At 64.3% G+C, this 22359-nt stretch carries 19 protein-coding genes; 11 read left to right on the top strand and 8 right to left on the bottom strand.

Translation table 11 applies throughout. The features are described from left to right. Positions 1-193: 193 nt before the first annotated feature. Genes IGW04_RS02570 through IGW04_RS02555 form a run of 4 tightly spaced genes read left to right on the top strand, consistent with a single transcriptional unit; the run spans position 194 to position 3533 of the window. On the top strand, positions 194-622 hold the full coding sequence (locus IGW04_RS02570; RefSeq protein WP_407672029.1) for a nuclear transport factor 2 family protein: 429 nt from the start codon (positions 194-196) through the stop codon (positions 620-622). Positions 623-640: 18 nt separating this feature from the next. Continuing rightward, positions 641-1582, top strand: a complete 942-nt coding sequence (locus tag IGW04_RS02565) for a polysaccharide deacetylase family protein (RefSeq protein ID WP_407672020.1) — start codon at positions 641-643, stop codon at positions 1580-1582. Then, on the top strand, positions 1579-2805 hold the full coding sequence (locus IGW04_RS02560) for an amidase (protein WP_194711466.1): 1227 nt from the start codon (positions 1579-1581) through the stop codon (positions 2803-2805). The genes IGW04_RS02565 and IGW04_RS02560 overlap by 4 nt, the downstream gene beginning before the upstream one ends. After that, positions 2802-3533: a GntR family transcriptional regulator gene (locus IGW04_RS02555; RefSeq protein ID WP_194711465.1), complete on the top strand. Its 732-nt coding sequence runs from the start codon at positions 2802-2804 to the stop codon at positions 3531-3533. The genes IGW04_RS02560 and IGW04_RS02555 overlap by 4 nt, the downstream gene beginning before the upstream one ends. Before the next feature lie 568 nt (positions 3534-4101). Here IGW04_RS02555 and IGW04_RS02550 read toward each other — a convergent pair. The 4 genes from IGW04_RS02550 to IGW04_RS02535 all read right to left on the bottom strand — a co-directional run bounded on the left by IGW04_RS02550 (position 4102) and on the right by IGW04_RS02535 (position 9600). Continuing rightward, positions 4102-4545, bottom strand: a complete 444-nt coding sequence (locus IGW04_RS02550) for a gamma-butyrobetaine hydroxylase-like domain-containing protein (RefSeq protein WP_194711464.1) — start codon at positions 4543-4545, stop codon at positions 4102-4104. A 16-nt stretch (positions 4546-4561) separates the two neighbouring features. Beyond that, positions 4562-4987: an HIT family protein gene (locus IGW04_RS02545; protein WP_194711463.1), complete on the bottom strand. Its 426-nt coding sequence runs from the start codon at positions 4985-4987 to the stop codon at positions 4562-4564. Then, positions 4984-8976, bottom strand: coding sequence for a DUF3683 domain-containing protein (locus IGW04_RS02540; protein WP_194711462.1), 3993 nt, complete (start codon positions 8974-8976; stop codon positions 4984-4986). Before IGW04_RS02540 ends, IGW04_RS02545 begins: the two co-directional genes overlap by 4 nt. A 135-nt stretch (positions 8977-9111) precedes the next feature. After that, on the bottom strand, positions 9112-9600 hold the full coding sequence (locus IGW04_RS02535; protein WP_194711461.1) for a YqaA family protein: 489 nt from the start codon (positions 9598-9600) through the stop codon (positions 9112-9114). 39 nt (positions 9601-9639) lie between these two features. Between IGW04_RS02535 and ilvA the strand changes: the two genes are divergently transcribed. The 6 genes from ilvA to IGW04_RS02505 all read left to right on the top strand — a co-directional run bounded on the left by ilvA (position 9640) and on the right by IGW04_RS02505 (position 15560). Further along, positions 9640-11379 (top strand): threonine ammonia-lyase, biosynthetic, encoded by a 1740-nt coding sequence (gene ilvA / locus IGW04_RS02530; protein WP_323744800.1) that lies wholly within the window; start codon positions 9640-9642, stop codon positions 11377-11379. A gap of 64 nt (positions 11380-11443) precedes the next feature. Further along, the gene (queF, locus tag IGW04_RS02525) at positions 11444-12286 is read left to right on the top strand and encodes an NADPH-dependent 7-cyano-7-deazaguanine reductase QueF (RefSeq protein ID WP_194711459.1); all 843 of its coding nucleotides are present in this window, start codon (positions 11444-11446) and stop codon (positions 12284-12286) included. 210 nt (positions 12287-12496) lie between these two features. Further along, positions 12497-12970, top strand: coding sequence for a PTS sugar transporter subunit IIA (locus IGW04_RS02520; protein ID WP_194711458.1), 474 nt, complete (start codon positions 12497-12499; stop codon positions 12968-12970). Between the two features lie 49 nt (positions 12971-13019). After that, on the top strand, positions 13020-13961 hold the full coding sequence (gene hprK, locus IGW04_RS02515; RefSeq protein ID WP_194711457.1) for an HPr(Ser) kinase/phosphatase: 942 nt from the start codon (positions 13020-13022) through the stop codon (positions 13959-13961). A 61-nt stretch (positions 13962-14022) separates the two neighbouring features. Next, positions 14023-14895, top strand: coding sequence for an RNase adapter RapZ (gene rapZ / locus IGW04_RS02510; protein WP_194711456.1), 873 nt, complete (start codon positions 14023-14025; stop codon positions 14893-14895). Positions 14896-14921: 26 nt separating this feature from the next. Continuing rightward, positions 14922-15560 (top strand): LON peptidase substrate-binding domain-containing protein, encoded by a 639-nt coding sequence (locus tag IGW04_RS02505; protein ID WP_194711455.1) that lies wholly within the window; start codon positions 14922-14924, stop codon positions 15558-15560. Between the two features lie 88 nt (positions 15561-15648). Here IGW04_RS02505 and IGW04_RS02500 read toward each other — a convergent pair whose 3' ends face one another. The 4 genes from IGW04_RS02500 to mutM form a co-directional block, all read right to left on the bottom strand. Continuing rightward, positions 15649-16257: a hypothetical protein gene (locus tag IGW04_RS02500; protein ID WP_194711454.1), complete on the bottom strand. Its 609-nt coding sequence runs from the start codon at positions 16255-16257 to the stop codon at positions 15649-15651. A 117-nt stretch (positions 16258-16374) separates the two neighbouring features. Next, positions 16375-17472, bottom strand: coding sequence for an A/G-specific adenine glycosylase (mutY, locus tag IGW04_RS02495; RefSeq protein ID WP_194711453.1), 1098 nt, complete (start codon positions 17470-17472; stop codon positions 16375-16377). After that, a complete protein-coding gene (locus IGW04_RS02490) occupies positions 17469-19409 on the bottom strand; it encodes a dynamin family protein (protein WP_194711452.1) in 1941 nt (646 codons plus the stop codon). The genes mutY and IGW04_RS02490 overlap by 4 nt, the downstream gene beginning before the upstream one ends. 48 nt (positions 19410-19457) lie before the next feature. Next, the gene (gene mutM, locus IGW04_RS02485) at positions 19458-20279 is read right to left on the bottom strand and encodes a bifunctional DNA-formamidopyrimidine glycosylase/DNA-(apurinic or apyrimidinic site) lyase (RefSeq protein WP_194711451.1); all 822 of its coding nucleotides are present in this window, start codon (positions 20277-20279) and stop codon (positions 19458-19460) included. Between the two features lie 204 nt (positions 20280-20483). Between mutM and IGW04_RS02480 the strand changes: the two genes are divergently transcribed. Next, complete coding sequence (locus IGW04_RS02480) at positions 20484-22304, top strand: tetratricopeptide repeat protein (protein ID WP_228526792.1); 1821 nt, start codon at positions 20484-20486, stop codon at positions 22302-22304. Positions 22305-22359 lie beyond the last annotated feature (55 nt).

The following is a 22359-nucleotide window of genomic DNA, read 5'->3' as shown; positions in this document are numbered from 1 at the left end:
GTGCCATCCTTTATGAATGTGAATGAAACGAAGCCGGCATGAGTTATGCAAGGGCTATGCCATCGCAGCAAAATCGCAGAAATTTTGCCGACAATCCGGTCCTTCCATCAGCGGCAATCGGTTTTCAGCCACGGTGGAAAGGGTAAATAGAAGAAAGGCAGGCACGATGAAAGTGCAGGACATGGAGAAAATGATGCAGCACGCACCAACATTGAACACGAGCGGCAACCATGCGGCGGCGGTGGTGGATGAATACCTGCGCCGGCTGATGATCCCCGATCCCGACGCGGCGCGCGAACTGGTCTCGCCAGAACTGCGGATCCGCTTCACCGGCGGGCGCGAGATGCGCGACCCGGCGCAATGCGCCGCCTTCAATGCCGGCCGTTATGCCTGGGTGAAGAAGCGCATCGAGGCGACCGAGGTGGTCAGCGGCGCAAGCGACGAGCACGCGGTGGTCTACAGCCGCGGCACGCTGCACGGCGCCTGGCCCGACGGCACGCCGTTCGAGGGCAACCGCTACGTCGACCGCTATGTGGTCAGCCATGGCCTGATCACGCAAATGGATGTCTGGAACGACAGCGCGGAATGGCTGCTGACCCGGGCCGGCCTGGCCGCGGACTGAGGAAGGGAAACGATGAGCATGAACGACTTCCCCGCCCTTCCCGGCCACGGCCGCTTCCCCTACTCCGGCATCCGCGACCGGCCGCGCTACCGCTGGCCCAACGGCGCCGGGCTGGCGGTCTACCTGGGCTTCAACCTCGAGCACTTCGCCTTTGGCGAAGGCCTGGGCGCGCGGCTGGGGCCGGTCTGCCCCGAACCCGACGTGCTCAACTATGCCTGGCGCGAATACGGCAACCGGGTCGGCGCCTGGCGCTGCCTGGACCTGTTCGACACGCTGGGCATGCCTGCCGGCGCACTGATCAATACCGCGCTGTATGACCACTGCCCGGAACTGGTGGCAGCATTGGCCGCGCGGGGCGACGAGCTGATCGGCCATGGCCACACCAATGCGCGCCAGCAGGGCACGCTGGCCGAAGCCGACGAACTGGCGCTGCTTGTGCATTGCCGCGAGCGCATGCAGGCCGGCAGCGGCCGTGCCCCGGCAGGCTGGCTCTCGCCATGGATATCGGAAAGCCGCGTCACGCCCGACCTGCTGGCCGAAAGCGGTTACCGCTATACCCTGAACTGGTGCCACGACGACCAGCCGGTGCGCATGGCCACCCGCAGCGGCAAGCCCTTGTGGTCCATACCCTATCCGCAGGAAGTCAACGACATCCCGATGCTGGTGGCGCGCCAGATGGACGCCAAGGACTTCGCCCAGCTCATCGTCGACAACTTCGACGAGATGCTGGAGCAGTCGCGCAGGGAGCCGCTGGTGATGGGCATCGCGCTGCATCCCTACCTGGTGGGCCAGCCATACCGCCTGCGCCACCTGCGTCGCGCGCTGGAGCACATCGCCCAGGCGCGCGACCAGGGCCGGATCTGGTTCGCCACGCCGGGCGCGATCTGCGACTACGTCGACCAGCTCGATCTGCCGCACGCGGCGTCCCTCCCTACCTCTTACAGCGAAAGGCTTGCATGAGCGCGCAACACGACAATATGTTTCCGATTCAGGACCACGTCGGCGCCTGGGCGCCGCATGGCCGCTTCCTCATCGATGGCGCGGCTTGCGGCCCGCTGAAGGGCTTGCGGTTCGCGGTCAAGGACTTGTTCGACGTCGCCGGCCACCCGACCGGCGCCGGCAACCCGGCCTGGCTGGCAAGCCATGCCCGGCCCGTGCGCAGCAGCCCGCTGGTCGAGCAGTTGCTGGCCGCCGGCGCAACGCTGGCCGGCAAGACCCTGACCGACGAGCTGGCCTACAGCATCAATGGCGACAATGCGCATTACGGCACGCCCGTCAACAGTGCCGCGCCGGACCGGGTGCCGGGCGGATCGTCTTCCGGCTCGGCGGCGGCGGTGGCGGCGCGCCTGTGCGACTTCGCCCTCGGCACCGACACTGGCGGCTCCACGCGGGTGCCGGCCAGCTATTGCGGCGTCTGGGGCTTGCGCACGACGCATGGCCTGCTGTCGCGCGACGGCCTGGTGCCGCTGGCGCCCGGCTTCGACACGCCGACCTGGCTGGCGCATGACGCCGCCACATTCCTGGAGGTCGCCCGGGTGCTGCTGCCGGCCACGTCCATCCGCTTCGGGCGCGCGCTGCTGCTGGAGGATGCGCTGGCCCAGGCGGACGACGCGTTCCATGCGCCGGCGCTGCAGGTGTTCAAGGCGCTGTCGCAGGGCCGCGCCGCGCTGCGCACACTGGCCGCCAGCGGCGGCGCCGACCAGCTGGAGAGCTGGCGCCAAGCCTATATCACCGCATCGGCATGGGAAGCCTGGCAGACCCATGGCGACTGGATCGCCTCGCATGAACCGCGTTTCAGCCCTGCCGTGGCAGCGCGTTTCGCCGCTGCCAGCGACATCAGCGCAGACACCGGGGCGCAGGCAGCCGAGCGCCAGGCGGCGATCCGCGCTTCGGTGCGCGCCCTGCTGGGCGAGGATGGCGTCGCGGTGCTGCCGTCGGCAGCCAGCATCGCGCCGCGGCTGGACGCCTCCGGCGCCGAGGTCGACGCGGTACGCGCCCGCACCTTCCGCATCACCTGCGTGGCTGGACTGGCCGGGTTGCCGCAGGTAAGCCTGCCCTTCATTTCCGCTGCCGGCATGCCGGTCGGGATCTCGCTGCTGGGCCCGGCCGGCAGCGACCTGGCACTGGTGGAACTGGCCACGTCGATATGGCAGCAGTTGCACGGGCATAGCGGGCAAGCATGAGCAAATCCCCTCCCGTGATCGCATCGTCCCTACCGCATCCGGACGACCACTCCAGCGCTTCGGACGCGATGGTGCGCCACATCTACCAGACCGTGTTCGAGCGGGTGATGAGCCAGCAGCTTGCGCCCGGCACCAAACTGCCCGAAGCGGCCCTGTGCCAGCTGTTCAACGTCGGCCGCACCACGGTGCAGAAGGCGCTGCAGAAGCTGGCCCACGACCACATCGTCGAGCTGCGGCCCAACCGCGGCGCAATCGTGGCCATGCCCACGCCGCAGGAGATGCAGGAGATCTTCGAGGCGCGCCGCACGCTGGAAGCATCGATGCTGGCGCTGGCTGTCAGGCGCGCGACGAAGAAGGACATCGCGGCGCTGCGCCGGCATCTGAAGGAAGAGCATGCAGTGATGCATACTTGGAAGCAGACCGACTGGGCCAGGCTGGCCAGCAGCTTTCATCTGCGGGTGGCGGAACTGGCGCGCAATCCCATCCTGCATCGTTACCTGGCAGAGTTGCTGTCGCGCTGCTCGCTGATCGTGGCGCTGCATGAGCCCGACGGCCATGCCAGCTGCGAGCACGAAGAGCATGCGCGCGTCGTCGACTGCATCGCCAACGGCGACGAAGCCGGCGCGGTGCGTGCCATGGACAAGCATCTCCACGAACTGGAGCAACGCATCCGGCTGGTGGCGCAGCAGCCCGGCAACAGCCTGGCGCGGATGCTGGGAGTGGAATGACGATGGTGTGTGTGCCGCATCCGCATGCAACCGGGCTGTTCTGACACGGCATACTGCAAGCTGTCGCAGCTGTCGTAGGGCGCAATACCCCGCAGGGGCATTGCGCCGGACCGTCGATCGTGGCAGCCCGACGCATCACCGTGGCTCCCAACGGTGCAATGCCTTTCGGGTATCGCATCCTGCGACAGGCGCTGTTGAAGTTGCTTTTGACGTACGCGCAGCGACAGTTGCCGTTGCCTTTGAAGTGGCCGTTGCCGTTCAGTCCCGTCGAGCGCGCCGTGGCAGCGGTGCCCGGAGCGGGGCGGACACCCGGCTTGTCTCCACGGCAGTGCAGCCGTGTTGCGTCACCCGGCAACGCACGGGCAGCACGGGCGCTTTGCCACCAAAGATAAAACGACAGGCAGATCCAACGCCTCAGCCTGATCGACCGCTTGGCGGAATGCCCCTGCGGGGTATTCCGCCCTACGACAGACGTCGCACCGTAACCGCTTCAGGCATCGCCGGCACGGCGCTCAACGGGAGTTCAAAGGCAACGGCAGCCGCTGCAGAACGCCACCCGCAATCCCCGTCAATGCCCGCCGCACCCATGCCCATGGCCGCCCGCCTTGGCCGGCGCCATCGACAGATCCCGTCCCGCCTCGCGGCCGTGGCCGGCCGCATCCAGCCGCGCCAGGTAGTCTTCCCACAATTCGGCCTGGTTGTTGCCCAGCCAGTACAGGTATTCCCAGGAATACATGCCAGTGTTGTGGCCATCGTCGAAATGCGGCTGCACCGCGTAATTGCCGACCGGCTCCAGCGCGGTCAGGTCGACATTGCGCTTGCCGGTCTGCAGGGTTTCCTGGCCGGGACCGTGGCCGCGCACCTCGGCCGAGGGTGAATACACCCGCAGCAGTTCAAAGGGCAGCGAAAACTTCGCGCCATCGTCAAAGGCGATATCGAGCAGGCGCGACTGCCTGCGCACTGCGAGCTCGGTCGGCGTTGGCGCCGGTGCTGTCTGTTTCGAACCAGCCATGTTGTCAGTCTCCAGGTTATTGCGCGGTCTGCCGCGCCAGCGCGGCGCGCAGCGCGGCCAGTTGCGCGGTGCGCGCCGCCAGCGTGGCGGCGTCGGTGGCACGCTGCGCGTTGGCCCACACCGGCGAAGGGAAATGCGCATCGTCGGCAAAGCGCGGTATCACATGCCAGTGCAGGTGCGGCGTCATGTTGCCCAGGCTGGCCAGGTTGACCTTGTCCGGGTTCATCGCCTCGCGCAGCGCGGTTTCCACCTTCATCACCATCTGCATCATCGCGCTGCGCTCGGTCGGCGCGAGATCGGTCATTTCCTTCACATGCGTATGCCAGATCACCCGGCAAAAGCCGGGATACTGCGCATCATCGACCAGCACCACGCGCAACTGGTGGTCGCGGTACAGCTCCTCGCCGCCGCTGCCCTCGCACAGCTCGCAGGCCGCCGTCATACCAGCACCCGCTCGATGCCGCCGCTGTTGGCGCGGCCGACATAGTCTTCCAGCCAGGACGGTCCCAGCAGGTGGCGCGCCATCTCGACCACGATGTAGTCGGCGGTGGTGCCCGAGTCCTCGTTGTAGCGCGACAGGCCCTGCAGGCAGGACGGGCAGGAAGTCAGCACCTTCACATCGCCGGCAAAGCCATCGGCGCGCAGCTTGTCGGCGCCTTTCTCCATCTCGGTTTCCTTCCTGAAGCGGATCTGGGTCGAGATATCCGGCCGCGACACGGCCAGCGTGCCGGACTCGCCGCAGCAGCGATCATTCTTCTCGATCTTCTGCGCATCCACCGTCGTGATCAGGGAATTGACCGTCTTCAGCGGGTCCTGCAGCTTCATCGGCGTATGGCAGGGGTCGTGGTACATGTAGCGCACGCCATTGACGCCTTCGAGCTTGACGCCCTTCTCCATCAGGTATTCATGGATGTCGACGATGCGGCAGCCAGGGAAGATCTTCTCGAATTCATAGCCCTGCAACTGGTCATAGCAGGTGCCGCAGGAGACGATCACGGTCTTGATGTCGAGATAGTTCAGCGTGTTGGCCATGCGGTGGAACAGCACCCGGTTGTCGGTGATGATTTTTTCCGCCTTGTCGTAGTTGCCCGAGCCGCGCTGCGGATAGCCGCAGCACAGATAGCCCGGCGGCAACACGGTCTGCACGCCGACATTCCACAGCATCGCCTGCGTTGCCAGCCCCACCTGCGAGAACAGCCGCTCCGAGCCGCAGCCGGGGAAATAGAACACGGCCTCGGTGTCGGCGCTGGTGGTCTTGGGATCGCGGATGATGGGGACGATCTTGTCGTCCTCGATGTCGAGCAGCGCCCGCGCGGTCTTCTTGGGCAGGTTGCCCGGCATCTTCTTGTTGATGAAGTGGATCACCTGCTCGCGCACCGGCGGCTTGCCGTGCGTGGCCGGCGGCGCCTTGGTCTGCTTCTTCGCAAGCTTCTTCAGCACCTCGTTGCCCAGGCGCTGCGCCTTGTAGCCCCAGCCCATCATCACCTGCCGGGTGGCGTTGATGGTGGCCGGGTCGGTGGCGTTCAGGAAGAACATCGAGGCCGCGGTGCCGGGGTTGAAGGACTTCTTGTCCATCTTGCGCAGCAGGTTGCGCATGTTCATCGACACGTCGCCGAAGTCGATATTGACCGGGCAAGGCGTGACGCACTTGTGGCATACCGTGCAGTGGTCGGCCACGTCCTCGAACTCTTCCCAGTGCTTGATCGACACGCCGCGCCGGGTCTGTTCCTCGTACAGGAAGGCTTCCACCAGCAGCGAGGTGGCGAGGATCTTGTTGCGCGGCGAATAGAGCAGGTTGGCGCGCGGCACATGGGTGGCGCATACCGGCTTGCACTTGCCGCAGCGCAGGCAGTCCTTGACGCTGTTGGCGATGGCGCCGATATCGCTCTGCTGCATGATCAGCGACTCATGGCCCATCAGGCCGAACGATGGCGTGTAGGCATTGCGCAGGTCCGAATGCATCGCCGGGTCGTTCAGCAGCTTGCCCTTGTTGAAACGGCCTTCCGGATCGACCCGGCGCTTGTAGGCGCGGAACTCGACGATCTCGTCCTCGGTCAGGAATTCCAGCTTGGTGATGCCGATGCCATGCTCGCCGGAGATCACGCCGTTGAGCGAGCGCGCCAGCGCCATGATGCGCGCCACCGCCGCATGGGCGTCCTGCAGCATCTCGTAGTGGTCGGAATTGACCGGCAGGTTGGTATGCACATTGCCGTCGCCGGCATGCATGTGCAGCGCGACGAACACGCGGCCGCGCAGCACCTTCTTGTGGATGGCGCTGCATTCCTCGAGGATGGGCTTGAAGGCGCCGCCATTGAAGATCTGGCGCAGGCCGGCGCGCACTTCGCTCTTCCACGAAACCCGCACCGTGCGGTCCTGGGTGACGTCGAAGACGGTCGCCTCCGGCTGCTGCGCCAGGCGCTCGTCGAAGGCGGCCGACAGCTTCTCCAGGCCCAGCACCGCGAGGTCGGCCCTGGCCGCGGCCAGCGGCTTGTCCATGTTGGCCAGCAGGTAGGTCCAGCGCGCATGCACGCCGGCCAGCAGATGCTCGGCCTGGCTGACCCGGTCTTCCAGCAGTTCGGCCGGCGGAATGCCGCTGCCTTCGGCATCGTCGCTCTTGCCCAGCGGCAGATTGCCCCTGGCGAAGAAGGCGCGCAATTCATCGACCAGCTGCAGCTTGTTCTTGATCGACAGCTCGATGTTGATGCGCTCGATGCCGTCGGTGTACTCGCCCATGCGGTTCAGCGGGATCACCACGTCCTCGTTGATCTTGAAGGCGTTGGTGTGCTTGGCGATTGCCGCGGTGCGGGCGCGGTCCAGCCAGAACTTCTTGCGGGTTTCCGGGCTGACCGCGACAAAGCCTTCGCCGACGCGGGTATTGGCGATGCGCACCACTTCCGAGGCGGCGCGCGCCACCGCGTCCTCGTCGTCGCCGACGATGTCGCCGAACAGCGCCATCTTGGGCAGCACGCCGCGCTTGGACTTGGTGGCATAGCCGACCGCGCGCAGATAGCGCTCGTCCAGGTGCTCCAGGCCGGCCAGGATGGCGCCGCCCTTGGCGGTCTCGCTGTCGAGGTAGTTCTTGATCTCGACGATCGATGGAATCGCGTCGCGCGCCTGGCCGAAGAATTCCAGGCAGACGGTGCGGGCATGCTTAGGCATGCGATGCAGTATCCAGCGCGCCGACGTGATCAGGCCGTCGCAGCCTTCCTTCTGGATGCCGGGCAGGCCGGAGAGGAACTTGTCGGTCACGTCCTTGCCCAGGCCTTCCTTCCGGAACACCTTGCCGGCAACCTCGATCACTTCCGAGCGGAACGGCTGGTTGCTGCGGCCGCGCACCGCCGGCTTGGTCCAGTCCAGCCGGAACTTGACCACCGGCGCGTCGTGGATCTTGCCGAGGTTGTGCTCCAGGCGGGTGACTTCCAGCCAGTCGCCGTTCGGGTCGACCATGCGCCAGCTCGCCAGGTTGTCCAGCGCGGTGCCCCACAGCACGGCCTTCTTGCCGCCGGCGTTCATCGCGATATTGCCGCCAATGCAGGATGCCTCGGCCGAAGTCGGGTCGACCGCGAACACCAGGCCGGCCTTGTCGGCCGCGTCGGACACCCGCTTGGTGACCACGCCGGCGCCGGTGTAGATGGTGGCGTACTCGCGGTCCACGCCGGGAAGCGTCATCATTTCGACTTCGCCCAGCTGCTCCAGCTTCTCGGTGTTGATCACGGCCGACATCGGCGTCAGCGGAATCGCGCCGCCGGTGTAGCCGGTGCCGCCTCCGCGCGGAATGATGGTCAGCCCCAGTTCGATGCAGCCCTTGACCAGGCCGGCCATTTCCTCTTCGCTGTCGGGCGTGAGCACCAGGAACGGGTATTCCACCCGCCAGTCGGTGGCGTCGGTGACATGCGACACGCGCGACAGGCCGTCGAACTTGATGTTGTCCTTTTCGGTGTAGCGTCCCAGCACCTTGACCGCGCGCTTGCGCAGGTCGTAGGTCTGGCGGAATTCCTCGCCGAAGTCGGCCACGGCCTTGCGCGCCGCCCTGAGCAGGATTTCGACGCTGTCGCTGCGCTGCTGCGCATCCATCTCGGCGCCGTCGCTGCCGTCGGCGGCAAGGCGGCGCTTGTCGACCTCGCCCAGCCTGTGGTTCAAGGCGTCGATCAGGGCCTGGCGCCGCTTCGGATTGTCCAGCAGGTCGTCCTGGAGGTAGGGATTGCGCCGCACCACCCAGATATCGCCCAGCACCTCGTAGAGCATGCGCGCCGAGCGGCCGGTCTGGCGCGCGCCGCGCAGCGCGTCCAGCAGGCGCCAGGACTCTTCTCCCAGCAGGCGGATCACGATTTCGCGGTCGGAAAACGAGGTGTAGTTATAGGGAATTTCGCGCAGCCGGGTCGGGGCCGGCACGTCGGACAATAAAGCCTGGATTTGAGCTGGAGCGTTCATCAGAGGGGAATTGAGGAGGGACTGACGCCAAACGCGCATTCTAGCGTATTGCGTCGCATCAGGCTGACGGCATCGCCATTCGGAAACCGCCCCGATCCGCCACTTCTGCCGGGCAGCGCCGCCGTGCGAAAACGATCAGAACAATTCCGCGATGCGCCGCCAGAAACCGTCAGGCACATACAGCAGCGCGGCCGTCATCATGAAATAGCGCAGGAACTTGCCGATGGCCATGTAGCCCACGCTCGGCCAGAACGGCAGGCGCAGCCAGCCGGCCACGGTGCAGATCGGGTCGCCCACGCCGGGCAGCCAGGACAGGAGCAGGGTCTTGGCGCCATAGCGCTCCAGCCAGTGGAACCAGCGGGTCTTGCGCTCATGGGCAAATACCTGCTTGGCGCCATAGCCCAGCGCATAGTTGAGCATGCCGCCCAGCGTATTGCCGACGGTGCCGACCAGAATCGCCGGCCAGAACATCGCGGCATTGGCCTTGACCACCGCGAACACCGCCGGTTCCGATCCCAGCGGCACCAGCGTCGCCGACACCAGGCTGATGAAAAACACCGAGGTCAGGCCGACGGCCGGCGCGGCCAGGACGTTGAGCAGCCATTCGATTGCGGAAAGTATCATGCGAAGTCGGACCCGCCTTTTTGGTTGAACTGGTGATCCATGCGGCTCCGGCCTGTGCCGGGGAACGGGTTCCGCCGAGGGGCGTCCATTATAATGTGTTGCCAAGCCGCACGCGTAGAGCCTGTCATGGATCTCGGAAGGCGTTTGGGAGCTGCCATAACTCTTCCTGATGTCCATGACAAGCTCTATACCGCATGCCTGCCCCGCCCCCGCGCCGCCACGGCGCACAGCAATTGCCTCATCAGCCAGGAAGCCATGACCATCGATTACCTGAAGAAAGTGTTGACCGCCCGCGTCTATGACGTCGCCATCGAATCGCCGCTGGAATTCGCGCCCGGCCTGTCCGAGCGCACCGGCAACCGCATTTACTACAAGCGCGAAGACATGCAGAGCGTGTTCAGCTTCAAGCTGCGCGGCGCCTACAACAAGATGGCCAACCTGACCCCGGCGCAACTCAAGCGCGGCGTGATCTGCGCCTCGGCCGGCAACCATGCCCAGGGCGTGGCGCTGTCGGCCTCGCGCCTGGGCTGCAAGGCCCTGATCGTGATGCCCACCACCACGCCGCAGGTGAAGATCGACGCGGTGCGCGCGCGCGGCGGCGAGGTGGTGCTGTACGGCGACTCCTACAGCGACGCCTACGGCCATGCGCTGACGCTGGAGAAGAAGCAGAAGCTGACCTTCGTCCACCCCTTCGACGATCCGGACGTGATCGCCGGCCAGGGCACCATCGCGATGGAAATCCTGCACCAGCATTCCGGCCCGATCCATGCGATCTTCGTGGCCATCGGCGGCGGCGGACTGATTGCCGGCATCGCCGCCTACGTCAAGGCGGTGCGACCCGACATCAAGGTGATCGGCGTGCAGACCACCGATTCCGACGCGATGGCGCAAAGCCTGGCAGCCGGACGCCGCATCGCGCTGCCGGATGTCGGCCTGTTCTCCGACGGCACCGCGGTCAAGCTGGTCGGCGAGGAAACCTTCCGGCTGGCGAAGATGTATGTCGACGACATCATCGTGGTCGACACCGACGCCGTCTGCGCGGCGATCAAGGATGTGTTCCAGGACACCCGCAGCATCCTGGAGCCGGCCGGCGCGCTGTCTGTCGCCGGCGCCAAGGCCTACATCGAACGCGAGCGCCTGGCCAAGCGGCCGCTGAAGAACGAGACCCTGGTGACGATCGCCTGCGGCGCCAACATGAACTTCGACCGCCTGCGCCTGGTGGCGGAACGGGCCGAGGTGGGCGAATCGCGGGAAGCGGTGTTCGCCGTCACCATTCCCGAGGAGCGTGGCAGCTTCCGGCGCTTCTGCGAACTGGTCGGCGGGCGCAGCGTCACCGAATTCAATTACCGCATCAGCGACGAACGCGAGGCCCATGTGTTCGTCGGCCTGCAGATCGCCAACCGTGACGAGCCCGGCAAGATCGCCAGGAGTTTCGAAAAGCATGGCTACCGCACGCTGGACCTGACGCACGACGAGCTGGCCAAGATGCATATCCGCCACCTGGTCGGCGGCAAGAGCGCACTGGCGCAGGACGAGTTGCTGTACCGCTTCGAATTCCCTGAACGTCCTGGCGCGCTGCTGCGCTTTCTGGCCAGCATGGCGCCGAACTGGAATATCAGCCTGTTCCACTACCGCAACCAGGGCGGCGACGTCGGCCGCATCCTGGTCGGCCTGCAGGTGCCAAAAAAGGAAATGAAGGCCTTCCGCGCTTCGCTCTCCAGCCTGGGCTACCGCTACTGGGACGAGAACGACAATCCGGCCTACAAGCTCTTCCTCTGAAACCCTGCGGAACCCCGCCCGGCGGAATCTGGCAAAATGCCGGTTTCCGCCGGATTCCGTCACCATGACCACGCCTGACACGCCGCAAGATTCCCCGCTCGGCAAGCCCGCCACCTACAAGAGCGAATACGATGCCTCCCTGCTGTTCCCGATTGCCCGCCAGGGCAAGCGCAATGAACTGGGGCTGTCGTCTGGCACGCTGCCCTTCTTCGGCATCGACATCTGGAATGCCTACGAGGTGTCGTGGCTGAACCTGCGCGGCAAGCCGCAGATCGCGGTGGTCAGCTTCACGATCCCGGCCGACTCGCCCAACATCGTCGAGTCGAAGTCCTTCAAGCTCTATCTCAATTCCTTCAACCAGACCCGGCTGGCCGGCGCCGACGCGCTGCTGGAACTGCTGCGCGCCGACCTGTCTGCCGCCACCGGCGCGCCGGTGCAGGCGGCGCTGACGGCGCCCGAGGATTTCGGCAAGCTGAAGATGGGCGAACTCGAAGGCCTGCTGCTGGACCGGCTGGACATCGAGGTCGACAACTACAGCCCCGATACTGCGCTGCTCAGGAGCGCTCGCGAGGAATCGCCGGTCGAGGAAGTGCTGGTATCCCACCTGCTCAAGTCCAACTGCCTGGTCACCGGGCAGCCCGACTGGGGCAGCGTGCAGATCCGCTATGTCGGCCCCGCCATCGATCAGGAAGGCTTGCTGAAGTACCTGATCGGCTACCGCAATCACAATGAATTCCATGAACAATGCGTGGAACGCATCTTCATGGATCTGCTGCGCCATTGCCAGCCACAGAAGCTGGCGGTCTACGCCCGCTTTACACGCCGCGGCGGGCTGGACATCAATCCATGGCGGAGCAATTTCACGACTGGCCAGCGTCCTTCGAACCTGCGATTGCCACGTCAGTAATTGTCATTCCTTTTTTACCGGAATGTTTCTTAAATACATTGCCCCGCTGGGATATCGCGTATAAAGTGCGACTGGAAACAGGGACAGCCGCACCCATATACAGCATCAGCGGCCCCAACACGGCCGCCACGGCATAGGCAATCGGGATCTTCTTTCTTGCAATGCGCCTATAATCCGCAGCGACAAGCCACTTTTATTGTGCATCGCATCATGACCCACTTCAGCCAGATCCTCCCCATAGAGAATGTCGTGCTCGACCTTGACGTATCCAGCAAGAAGCGCGCATTCGAACAGGCGGGATTGATCTTCGAGAATAATTTTGGCATCGCCCGCTCAACGGTCTCGGACAATCTGTTTGCCCGTGAGCGCCTCGGCTCCACTGGCCTGGGCCATGCCGTTGCCGTGCCGCATGGCCGCATCAAGGGCCTGAAGGCGCCGATCGCTGCATTTGTGCGCCTTGCCGCGCCGATTCCGTTCGAGTCGCCGGACGGCCAGCCGGTCAGCCTGTTGATCTTCCTGCTGATTCCCGACAACGTCACCCAGCAGCATCTGGAAATCCTGTCGGAAATCGCCGAGATGTTTTCCGACGACGCATTCCGCACGGGCCTGGCCCAGGATCCCGATGCCAAGGCGGTGCATGACCGCATCATCGGCTGGCAATCCAGCATGCAGAATGTCGCCTGAGTTTTATTTCTGGCCGACCTTGTTTTCCCCTTTTCAGGTGTAAGCACCGATGCCGCTTTCCACTCCGCTGTCGATACAGCAGCTCTACGACGATAACCGCGAAGCGCTGCAACTGGGCTGGTTTGCCGGCTTCCCCGGCGGCGAGCGCCTGATTTCCGGCGATGCCGCGTCGGCGGCGGACCAGGTCGGCCACCTGAACCTGATCCATCCGGGACGCATCCAGGTGTTCGGACACCAGGAAACCGAGTACTACAAGCGGCTCTCGCCGCTGTCGCGCCAGCACCAGACCGAAGAACTGGTGGCCGGCGCGCCGCCGGCATTCATCATTGCCCAGGGCCTGGAGACACCGGCCTACATCCTGGCGATCTGCGACGAAAAGAACATTCCCCTGTTCTCGACGCCATTGCCTGCGGCCCAGGTGATCGACTACCTGCGGGTCTATCTGTCCAAGAAGCTGGCGCAGCGCATCACCATGCATGGCGTTTTCATGGACGTGCTGGGCGTGGGCGTGCTCATTACCGGCGAGTCGGGGCTGGGCAAGAGCGAACTGGGTCTCGAACTGATTTCACGCAATCATGGCCTGGTAGCCGACGACGTGGTGGAATTCGCCCGCATCGCGCCGCACATGATCGAGGGCCGCTGCCCCACGCTGCTGCAGAATTTGCTGGAAGTGCGCGGCCTGGGCCTGCTGGACATCCGCACCATCTTCGGCGAAACCGCGGTGCGTCGGAAGATGCGCCTGAAGCTGATCGTGCATCTGGTCAGGCGCAGCACGCTGGAAGAAAACTACGAGCGCCTGCCGCTGCATTCGCAGAGCGAGGAAGTGCTCGGGCTGCCGATCCGCAAGGTGGTGATCCCGGTCGAGGCCGGCCGCAACCTGGCGGTGCTGCTGGAAGCCGCGGTGCGCAATACCATTCTTCAACTGCGCGGCATCGACACCCTGAAGGACTTCATGGAGCGCCAGCAAAAGGCGATGGACGACGAGGCCTGAGGAAGGCTTTCTCAGGGCGGCCCGGCCTTTAAATCCGGGCGGTTTGCGGTATCATCGGGCAATGCGCATCATACTCATTACCGGCATATCCGGCTCCGGCAAATCGATCGGCCTCGCGGCTCTTGAAGATGCCGGCTACTTCTGTGTAGACAACCTTCCCCCCACGCTGCTGCGCGCACTGGTCGAAACCCGGCAGAACGAGGGCGCCACCGCGCTGGCGGTTGCAGTGGATGCCCGAAGCGCGCTGTCCCTGGCTGAATTGCCCGCCGACATACGCTGGCTCAAGCAGCAGGGGCATGACGTCAAGGTGCTGTTCCTCACAGCCAAGACCGAGTCGCTGATCACCCGTTTTTCCGAGACCCGACGCAGCCATCCGCTGTCGCACCGCGAAGCCATCGGCGATGGCGACAAGAGCCCGATCCATCGCCCCACCCTGGTCGAATGCATCCGCCGCGAACGTGAAATGCTGGCCGACGTGGAAGGCCTGGGACAGGTGATCGATACCTCCGGCCTGTCGGCCAACAAGCTGCGCGCCTGGATCAAGGACCTGGTCGGAAGCGACCATTCCCCGCTGACGCTGCTGTTCGAATCGTTCGCCTTCAAGTACGGCGTGCCGCTCGACGCCGACCTGGTCTTCGACGTGCGCATCCTGCCCAATCCGTATTACGACCTGGCGCTGCGCCCGCTGACCGGGCGCGATCAGCCTGTGATCAATTTTCTCGATGCACTGCCGGAGGTGGAACACCTGATGGGCGACATCCGCAATTTCGTCGAGAAATGGCTGCCCTCGTTCAAGAACGACAACCGCAGCTATCTGACCGTGGCCATAGGCTGTACCGGCGGCCAGCATCGTTCGGTGTATTTCGTCGAGCATCTTGCAGTCTATTTTCAGCACGCCGCGCGGGTACTGAAGCGCCACCGCGAACTGGACTGATCCTTTCCTTACCTTCAGGTCTTCCCATGTCCGACGACGCCTGGCTGCCGCTCTTTCCGCTCAATACCGTGCTGTTTCCCGGCGGCGCCCTGCCGCTGAGAGTGTTCGAGACGCGCTATATCGACATGGTGCGCGACTGCATGAAGCGCGATGCGCCGTTTGGCGTGGTCCGCATCAAGTCAGGCAAGGAAGTCGGCGTCGCGGCCCAGCCCGACAGCGTGGGATGCCTGGCGCACATTGTCGAATGGGACATGCCGGAACTGGGTCTGCTGATGCTGCAGACCAGCGGCGGACAGCGCTTCCGTATCCTGGAAACCCGCACACTGCCCGATCAGCGCATCGAAGCCAGGACGGAACTGATCGCCGACGACGCCGACGCGCCGCCCAGTGCCGAACTGGTAGCCTGCGCCACTGCGCTCAAGACCGTAATCAAGGACATCAATGAAGCGGCCCGCGCCAGCGGCGAAGGCGGCTTCAGCCCTTTTCCGGCGGAACTGAAACTGGACAGCACCTGCTGGGTCGCCAATCGCTGGTGCGAGATCCTGCCGATCTCCACGCTGGCGCGGCAGAAGCTGCTGGAACTGACGGATGCGCAAAGCCGGCTGGCCATCGTGCATCAGTATCTGGTGCAGCATGGGATCGTGCCGGGTGACAAGTCGCATTGATGCGTTGACTAGCGCAATGATCAATCAGCCATAGCCATGGCTTGCAAAGCCCAATGCGGCATTCCACGGCCGCCAATGGAAAAGCTCATCACATTTTAGGTTCTACAATAACGGTATGTAGGCCTTTTATTTTGTCATTCCGTACTTCATATTCCACCTTGGCCTGGCTTTCCAAAGCTGGCAGCGCGTCTTTGATTTTGGCGTGACCGACCTTACCGAGTCCGAGGTTTTCATTCTCCGCAAGTAGCTTTAGCACCTCTACCATAAGCCGCGTTGTCTGGAATTCCTTCGATCCGTTGCTTCCCATCACGGATGCCTTGCGGGTATAGGTCTCTACTCGTACCTCTAATATGTCCAATAGGGTATCAACTGCATTTTCCTGGTGGCTTTCATGCATGTGCAGCAAGCTGATAACGGCGCGCTTGAAGGACTCCAGCGTTACGGTGTCATCGTTCTTTCCTCCGGCGGGTGAGTTGTATAACACGCCGTGTAACACTAATTCTCCGAAGTTTTCCTTATACGCGATTTGCTCTGCAGTCGGTCCCAACAGTCGTTCAGAACTTGCTTTTCTTTCAGAAAGGACAGGTTTCTTCTGATGAGATAGCGCGGAACCGCTTGTGATTTCTTTATTACACGACTCAAGCTCGTTTACATGCTCTGGCAAGGTGCGCACTGTCACTTTAGAATTGGGATCCATTTATCGCTCCGCGTCGTGGTCAAAAAATTTGAGTACGCTGCGCTAAATAAAAGATCCGCACGGACGGATGCTTTTAAATGGAATGCCCTTTATGCACGCCTTTACGTGCCAGGCAGGTTAGCTTCCAAACAGATCCCGCGTTCCCAGCAAACCCACCAGCATCTTCTTCACCGGCGCCGGCAGCGGCGCCTGCGCCAGCTTGTCCACCGGATACCAGACATGGCCGGCCTCGGCCGCCATCGCATGGCGCTGCGACAGATGGACGCGATAGGGCGCCACATGCAGTTTGAAATGGGTGAAACCGTGGCTGAAGGGCTGCAGTTTTTCATGCGCCTGCATCACGCCGAAGGGTGCGACCGCGGCCGCCATGCGCCTGTCCCAGTCGTCCAGCGCGACCTCGGGCAATGAGAGCAAGCCGCCCCAGATGCCCGTTCCCGGCCGTTGCTCCAGCAAGACCTGTGCGTTATCGACAATCACCAGCATGCCGACATGCCGCTCGGGCACCGTCTTCTTCGGCTTCCTGACCGGCAGTTCGGCGGTGCGGCCGGTTTCATAAGCCACGCAGCGATGCGCCAGCGGGCAGCGCTGGCAGTCCGGCCGGCTACGGGTGCACAGCGTGGCGCCCAGGTCCATCAGGCCCTGGGTATAGGCCTGCATATCCTCATGCGGCAGCAGTGCCTCGGCCCGCTGCCACAGCTTGTCCTCGACCGGTTTCGCGCCGGGGAAGCCATCGATGCCGAACACCCGGCAGAACACCCGCTTCACATTGCCGTCCAGGATGGCGGCGCGGGTGCCGTAGGCAAAGGCGGAAATCGCGGCGGCGGTGGAGCGGCCTATGCCCGGCAGGTCGGCCAGCAGCGCCGGGTCGGCCGGGAAAACCCCGCCGTATTCCGCCATCACCCGCTGCGCGCAGCGATGCAGGTTGCGGGCGCGCGAGTAGTAGCCCAGGCCGCTCCAGTGCGCCATCACATCCTCGGCCGGGGCCTCGGCCAGAGACCTTACCTCGGGAAAGCGCTCCAGGAAGCGCTGGTAATACGGAATGACCGCGGCCACCTGGGTCTGCTGCAGCATGATCTCTGACAGCCAGATGCGATAGGCGTCGCGCGTATTCTGCCAAGGCAGCGCATGCCGGCCGTGCTGCTTCTGCCAGCGCACCACGTCTGCGGAAAAGGACGGGTCCTGCAGCGGGATATCGTGATCGACGATGCGTTTCATCCGGCAACCATGGATGGCGCCGGCGCATCGGCGGCCAGCGCCGCCTTCAGGCCGGACTCGCCCTCGGCCAGCGCCTGCCTGTGGTTTTCCAGCTCGGCCTGCATCCGTTCCAGCGCGGCGACGCGCACGTCGAGGTCGTCGGCCGCAAGGTGAATGCGCTCGATCGAATTGCGGCGCTGCTTCAGCTGGTTCTTGTGCTCGCGGATCTGGGCTTCCAGCGGCGCCATCACCACCTTCAGCCAGGCTTCGACGTCACGGTTGGCCAGCAGCAGGCTTTGCCTGACCCGTGATGCGATCGAGTCGAAGAACTTCTGCATCAATGCCAGCTGCGGCGTGGTCAGCAGCGCCCCCGCGCCGAACTGCTTGTGATACGCCGCCTCGACCGCCGCGATCTCGTCAGCATAGCGCTTGAGCGAAAACGGCATCGGCGTGGAAAGCGCAAAGCCGTGCTCGGCGGAGAAACGGCGGTACATCACCGCCATCATTTCGCTGATCTCGCCGATCTTGCGGCCCGACAGGATCAGGTTGCCCTCGACTTCGGCAAAGAAGCGCTTGACCGCATCGCGCATGCCGACCGAGAACAGGCTGGACTGCATCGCCTCCCGGGTATCGCGGATATTGTTCTTCAGCACGTCGGTGCCGAGATGGGCGAACAGCTCGGACGACAGGTTGCCGAACACGGTGCGGGTGCCCTGCAGCTTGACCAGGCTGGCATCGAAATCGGCCTTTTCCATGTCGATGCGCTTCATCATGTGCGCCACGATATTCTGATTCTTGCCGCGCAGGCTCTTCAGCTCGACCAGCTGCTCGACCACATTGCGCAGGCGCGACGACAGCAGCGACTGGCGCGAGGCGATCAGCTCCGCCGCCTCGGCATGCAATTGCGCCTGCATCAGCTCGCGCCGCGCCGGTATCAGCTTTTGCGACAGCGCCGATTCCAGCGCCGGCAGCCGGCTCTTTTCCAGCAGCGCGGCGTCGCCGTTGATCTTGGCGACCAGGCCTTTCTGGGCCGACACCGGATAGACCTGGGACGCATCCAGCTCCAGCGTCTGGGCAGCGCCGGCGACCTGGCGCGCGATCTGCGCCTCGACCTCGGCGGGGCCGCGCAGCTCATCCCACATGCTGTCGATCTTGTTCAGCACCACCATGCGGCCGGCGCTGGCGCCGATATGCTCGCGCCAGACATCGATATCGGAGCGGGTCACGCCGGTGTCGGCAGCCAGGATGTAGAGCACCGCGTGCGCGTTCGGAATCAGGTTCAGGGTCAGTTCGGGCTCGGTGCCGATCGCATTCAGGCCGGGCGTGTCGATGATCACCAGGCCCTGCTGCAGCAGCGGATGCGGAAAGTTCACGATCGCATGCCGCCAGCGCGAGATTTCCACCAGGCCGTCGGCGCCGAGCGTCATGCCGCTGTCAGCGTCGTCCGGGTCGTATAGGCCGTAGGCCTGGGCCTGTTCGACCGGCACCCGGCGCGACAGGCTGACCTGGCGGAAGGCTTCCAGCATGCCGTCAGTCGACGCCACATCCAGCGGCATCACGGTCCAGGCATCCGGCTGCGCGCGCAGGTCGCTGGTGGACTGGCTGGTGGCGCGGGTCTCGATCGGCAGCAGGCGGATGGAGGGCGGCAGGCTGGCGTCATACATCAGTTCGGTCGGGCACATGGTGGTGCGGCCCACCGACGAAGGCAGGATGCGCTGGCCATAGCCGGCAAAGAAGATCGCATTGATCAGTTCCGACTTGCCCCGCGAGAATTCGGCAACGAAGGCCACCGTCATCCTGTCCTCGGCCAGGCGGGCCAGGGTGCGCGCGATGCGCTGCTGGCTGCCTTCATCGGCCAGGCCGGCAGCCTGGATTGCGTCGCGATAGCATTCGAGCGCGCGCACCACGCCACTGCGCCAGTGGCTGTACTCACCGAATTTTTCAACCAGATTGCTCACGATATGCCTTATTGCTCTACGGAACTATCCACAGCCTAGCATCGGGCGTCATTTTTGACAATTTACACAGTAGAAGGTGGAACGCTGCCCCTGGCGGATCTGGCGCACCGCGCTGCCGCACTGTCGGCACGGCTCGCCGCCGCGATCATAGACGAAATAGCTCTGCTGGAAATAGCCCGACTGGCCGTCGGCGCCAACGAAATCGCGCAGCGTGCTGCCGCCCCGCTCTATGGAGGCAGCCAGGATGCGGCGTATGGCCTGCGCCAGCTTTTCATAGCGGGCCAGGCTGATCCGGTGCGCCGGCGTTTTTGGATTGATGCCGGCTTCGAACAGGCTTTCCGACGCATAAATATTACCGACCCCGACCACGATGTCGCCGGCAAGCAACACCTGCTTGATCGGCGCGCTGCGGTTACGGGTGGCCTTGTACAGCGTCTGGCCGGAAAACAGGTTTTCCAGTGGCTCCACGCCCAGTCCGCGCAACAGCAGATGGTTGTCCACGCCGCCCTCTTCGTGCGGATGCCACAGCACGGCGCCAAAGCGGCGCGGGTCGGTCAGGCGCATCACCTGGTCTTCCAGCACCAGGTCGAAGTGGTCATGCTTCTGCGGCGGCGTCGACAGCGGAAGTATCCGCAGGTGCCCGGACATGCCGAGGTGGATGATCAGCGTGCCATGGTCGAAGGCAATCAGCAGATATTTGCCGCGCCGGCTAGTGGCGCGCACGGTGCGGTTGAGCAGGCGCTGCTCCAGGTCGGCCGGAAACGGCCAGCGCAGGCCGGTATGACGCAGCTGAACGCCGCGCACAATGCGACCCTCGACATGCGGCGCAATGCCGCGCCGCGTCACTTCCACTTCAGGTAGTTCAGGCATGGGAACGTGCTTGGTAATTTGAACGAACCCGATAGGTGGGGATGAATTGCGCAATTTCGCCGCTTATTTTTGCGCGGCGCATCTTGTGGCTACAATGGCAATCCGGAGTCGATTTGACCACGCCCCACTACCGTGGGCGCATGCCGCACGCAAGCAACATGTTGGGCGTAGAATCGAAATTTGCCTATCAGCCAGGATAAGCTCTTGAAAAACCTTCCAGCTATCGCCTTCCTTTGTGCGGCCCTGTCGGCCTGTGCGGGATTGCCTGCGCGGGCGCCCGCCGAATCAGCTTCTTCCGCCGGAACGCTCGCGCAGAATGCGCCAGAGCAGCAAGCTGCAGCCTCCGCGCCACGCCGGCCCCGGCTGCGCAGCACCAGCACCACCGCCGCGCCGGGCGAGCGTCTGCCGGCGGCCGAGTTGAGCGAGGAAGTGCTGTACCGCTATCTGAGCGCGGAAATCGCCGATCAGCGCGGCGACTGGGAATATGCCTTCGTCAACATGCTGCAGATTGCGCAGTTGACGCGCGATCCGCGCCTGGCGCGGCGCGCCGCCGAGATCGCCATCAATGCCAAGCAAACCGATGAAGCGCTGGCTGCGGTGCGGCTGTGGCGCGAAATTGCACCGGAATCGGAGGAAGCCGCCCAGTTCTACCTGAGCTTCGCCCTGATCGGCGACAACCTGGAAGACGCCCGCCCCATCCTGGAGCAGCGCCTGAAGGCCGCCAGCAAGCCGACGCTGGGAGCGACCATCCTGCAGACACAGCGACTGCTGTCCAGGGCGCGCGACAAGGCCGCCGCATTCCGGCTGCTGGAAGAAGTACTGGCGGACTACAAGGCGCTTCCGGAGATGCATCTGGCGCTGGCGCAGGCGGCGCATGCCGCCGGTGACGCGCCGCGCGCCGCCCAGCAAGCGCGGGAAGCGCTGGCGATTTCTCCGTCATCCGACCTGGCCGCGCTGACCCTGGCGCAGGTGCTCCCGGACAAGGCTGCTGCGCTGAAGTCGCTGGCGGACTATCTGAAAACCAATCCCAAATCACGCGAGGTGCGCCTGGCCCATGCCCGTTTCCTGGTCGAGCAGAAGCAGTACGACGCGGCGCGCGGCGAATTCAACATCCTGCTCAAGGAGGAGCCCAAGGACCTGACCGTGCTGTATGCGCTGGGCCTCCTGAGCGCGCAGCGCAACGACCTGCAGGGCGCGGAAAAATACCTTTCCACCTACCTGGAAGAACTGGCCGCCAAGCCGGACGACGAGCGCGACCCCACGCAGGCGCTGCTGATCCTGGCGCAGATTGCCGAGCAGCGCAACGACATTCCCGCCGCGCTCAAATGGCTGGACCAGGTGCCGGAAGGCACGCCCCAGGCCTATGTCAGCGCGCAGATCAAGCGGGCCCAGCTAGTAGGCAGGAATGGCGATCTCGACAGCGCGCGCAAGGTGCTGCATGACACCAAGGCCAGCGGCCAGGAAGAGGAATTGCAACTGGTCGTGGCGGAAGCGCAGATGCTGCGCACGGCCGAGCGCGGCGAGGAAGGCCTGGCGGTGCTGGAAGACGCGTTGAAGCGCTATCCGGACAATACCGACCTGCTGTACGACCATGCGATGCTGGCCGAAAAGCTGAACCGGCTGGAACTGATGGAAACCTCGCTGCGCAGGATCATCGCGATCGCGCCCAGGAACCAGAATGCCTATAACGCGCTCGGCTATTCGCTGGCGGAACGCAACATCCGGCTGGAGGAGGCCTACCAGCTCATTTCCAAGGCACTGGAACTGGCGCCGGAAGACCCGTTCATCATGGATAGCATGGGCTGGGTGCAGTTCCGTCTGGGCCGCCTGAAGGAAGCCGAGGAACTGCTGCGGCGCGCCTACAGCCTGCGGCCGGACCCGGAAATCGCGGTTCATCTGGGCGAAGTGCTGTGGGCGCTCGGCCAGCGCGACGACGCGCGCAAGCTGTGGCGCGAAGCCAGCGTCAAGGACCCCAAGAACGATACCCTGAAAAGCACGCTGGGCCGGCTGCGCGTGCGGCTCTAGGCTTCTGCCCTTCCAGCGTGCGCCGCGCAATACGGCGCCGCCTCATTTACCTGCT

Origin of the sequence: Noviherbaspirillum soli (genome assembly GCF_015352955.1) — a bacterium.
In the GTDB taxonomy this organism is placed as follows: Bacteria; Pseudomonadota; Gammaproteobacteria; order Burkholderiales; family Burkholderiaceae_D; genus Noviherbaspirillum_A; species Noviherbaspirillum_A soli.
The sequence above is the reverse complement of the archived record's forward strand: the minus strand, read 5'-3'. Positions and strand labels throughout refer to the sequence as shown.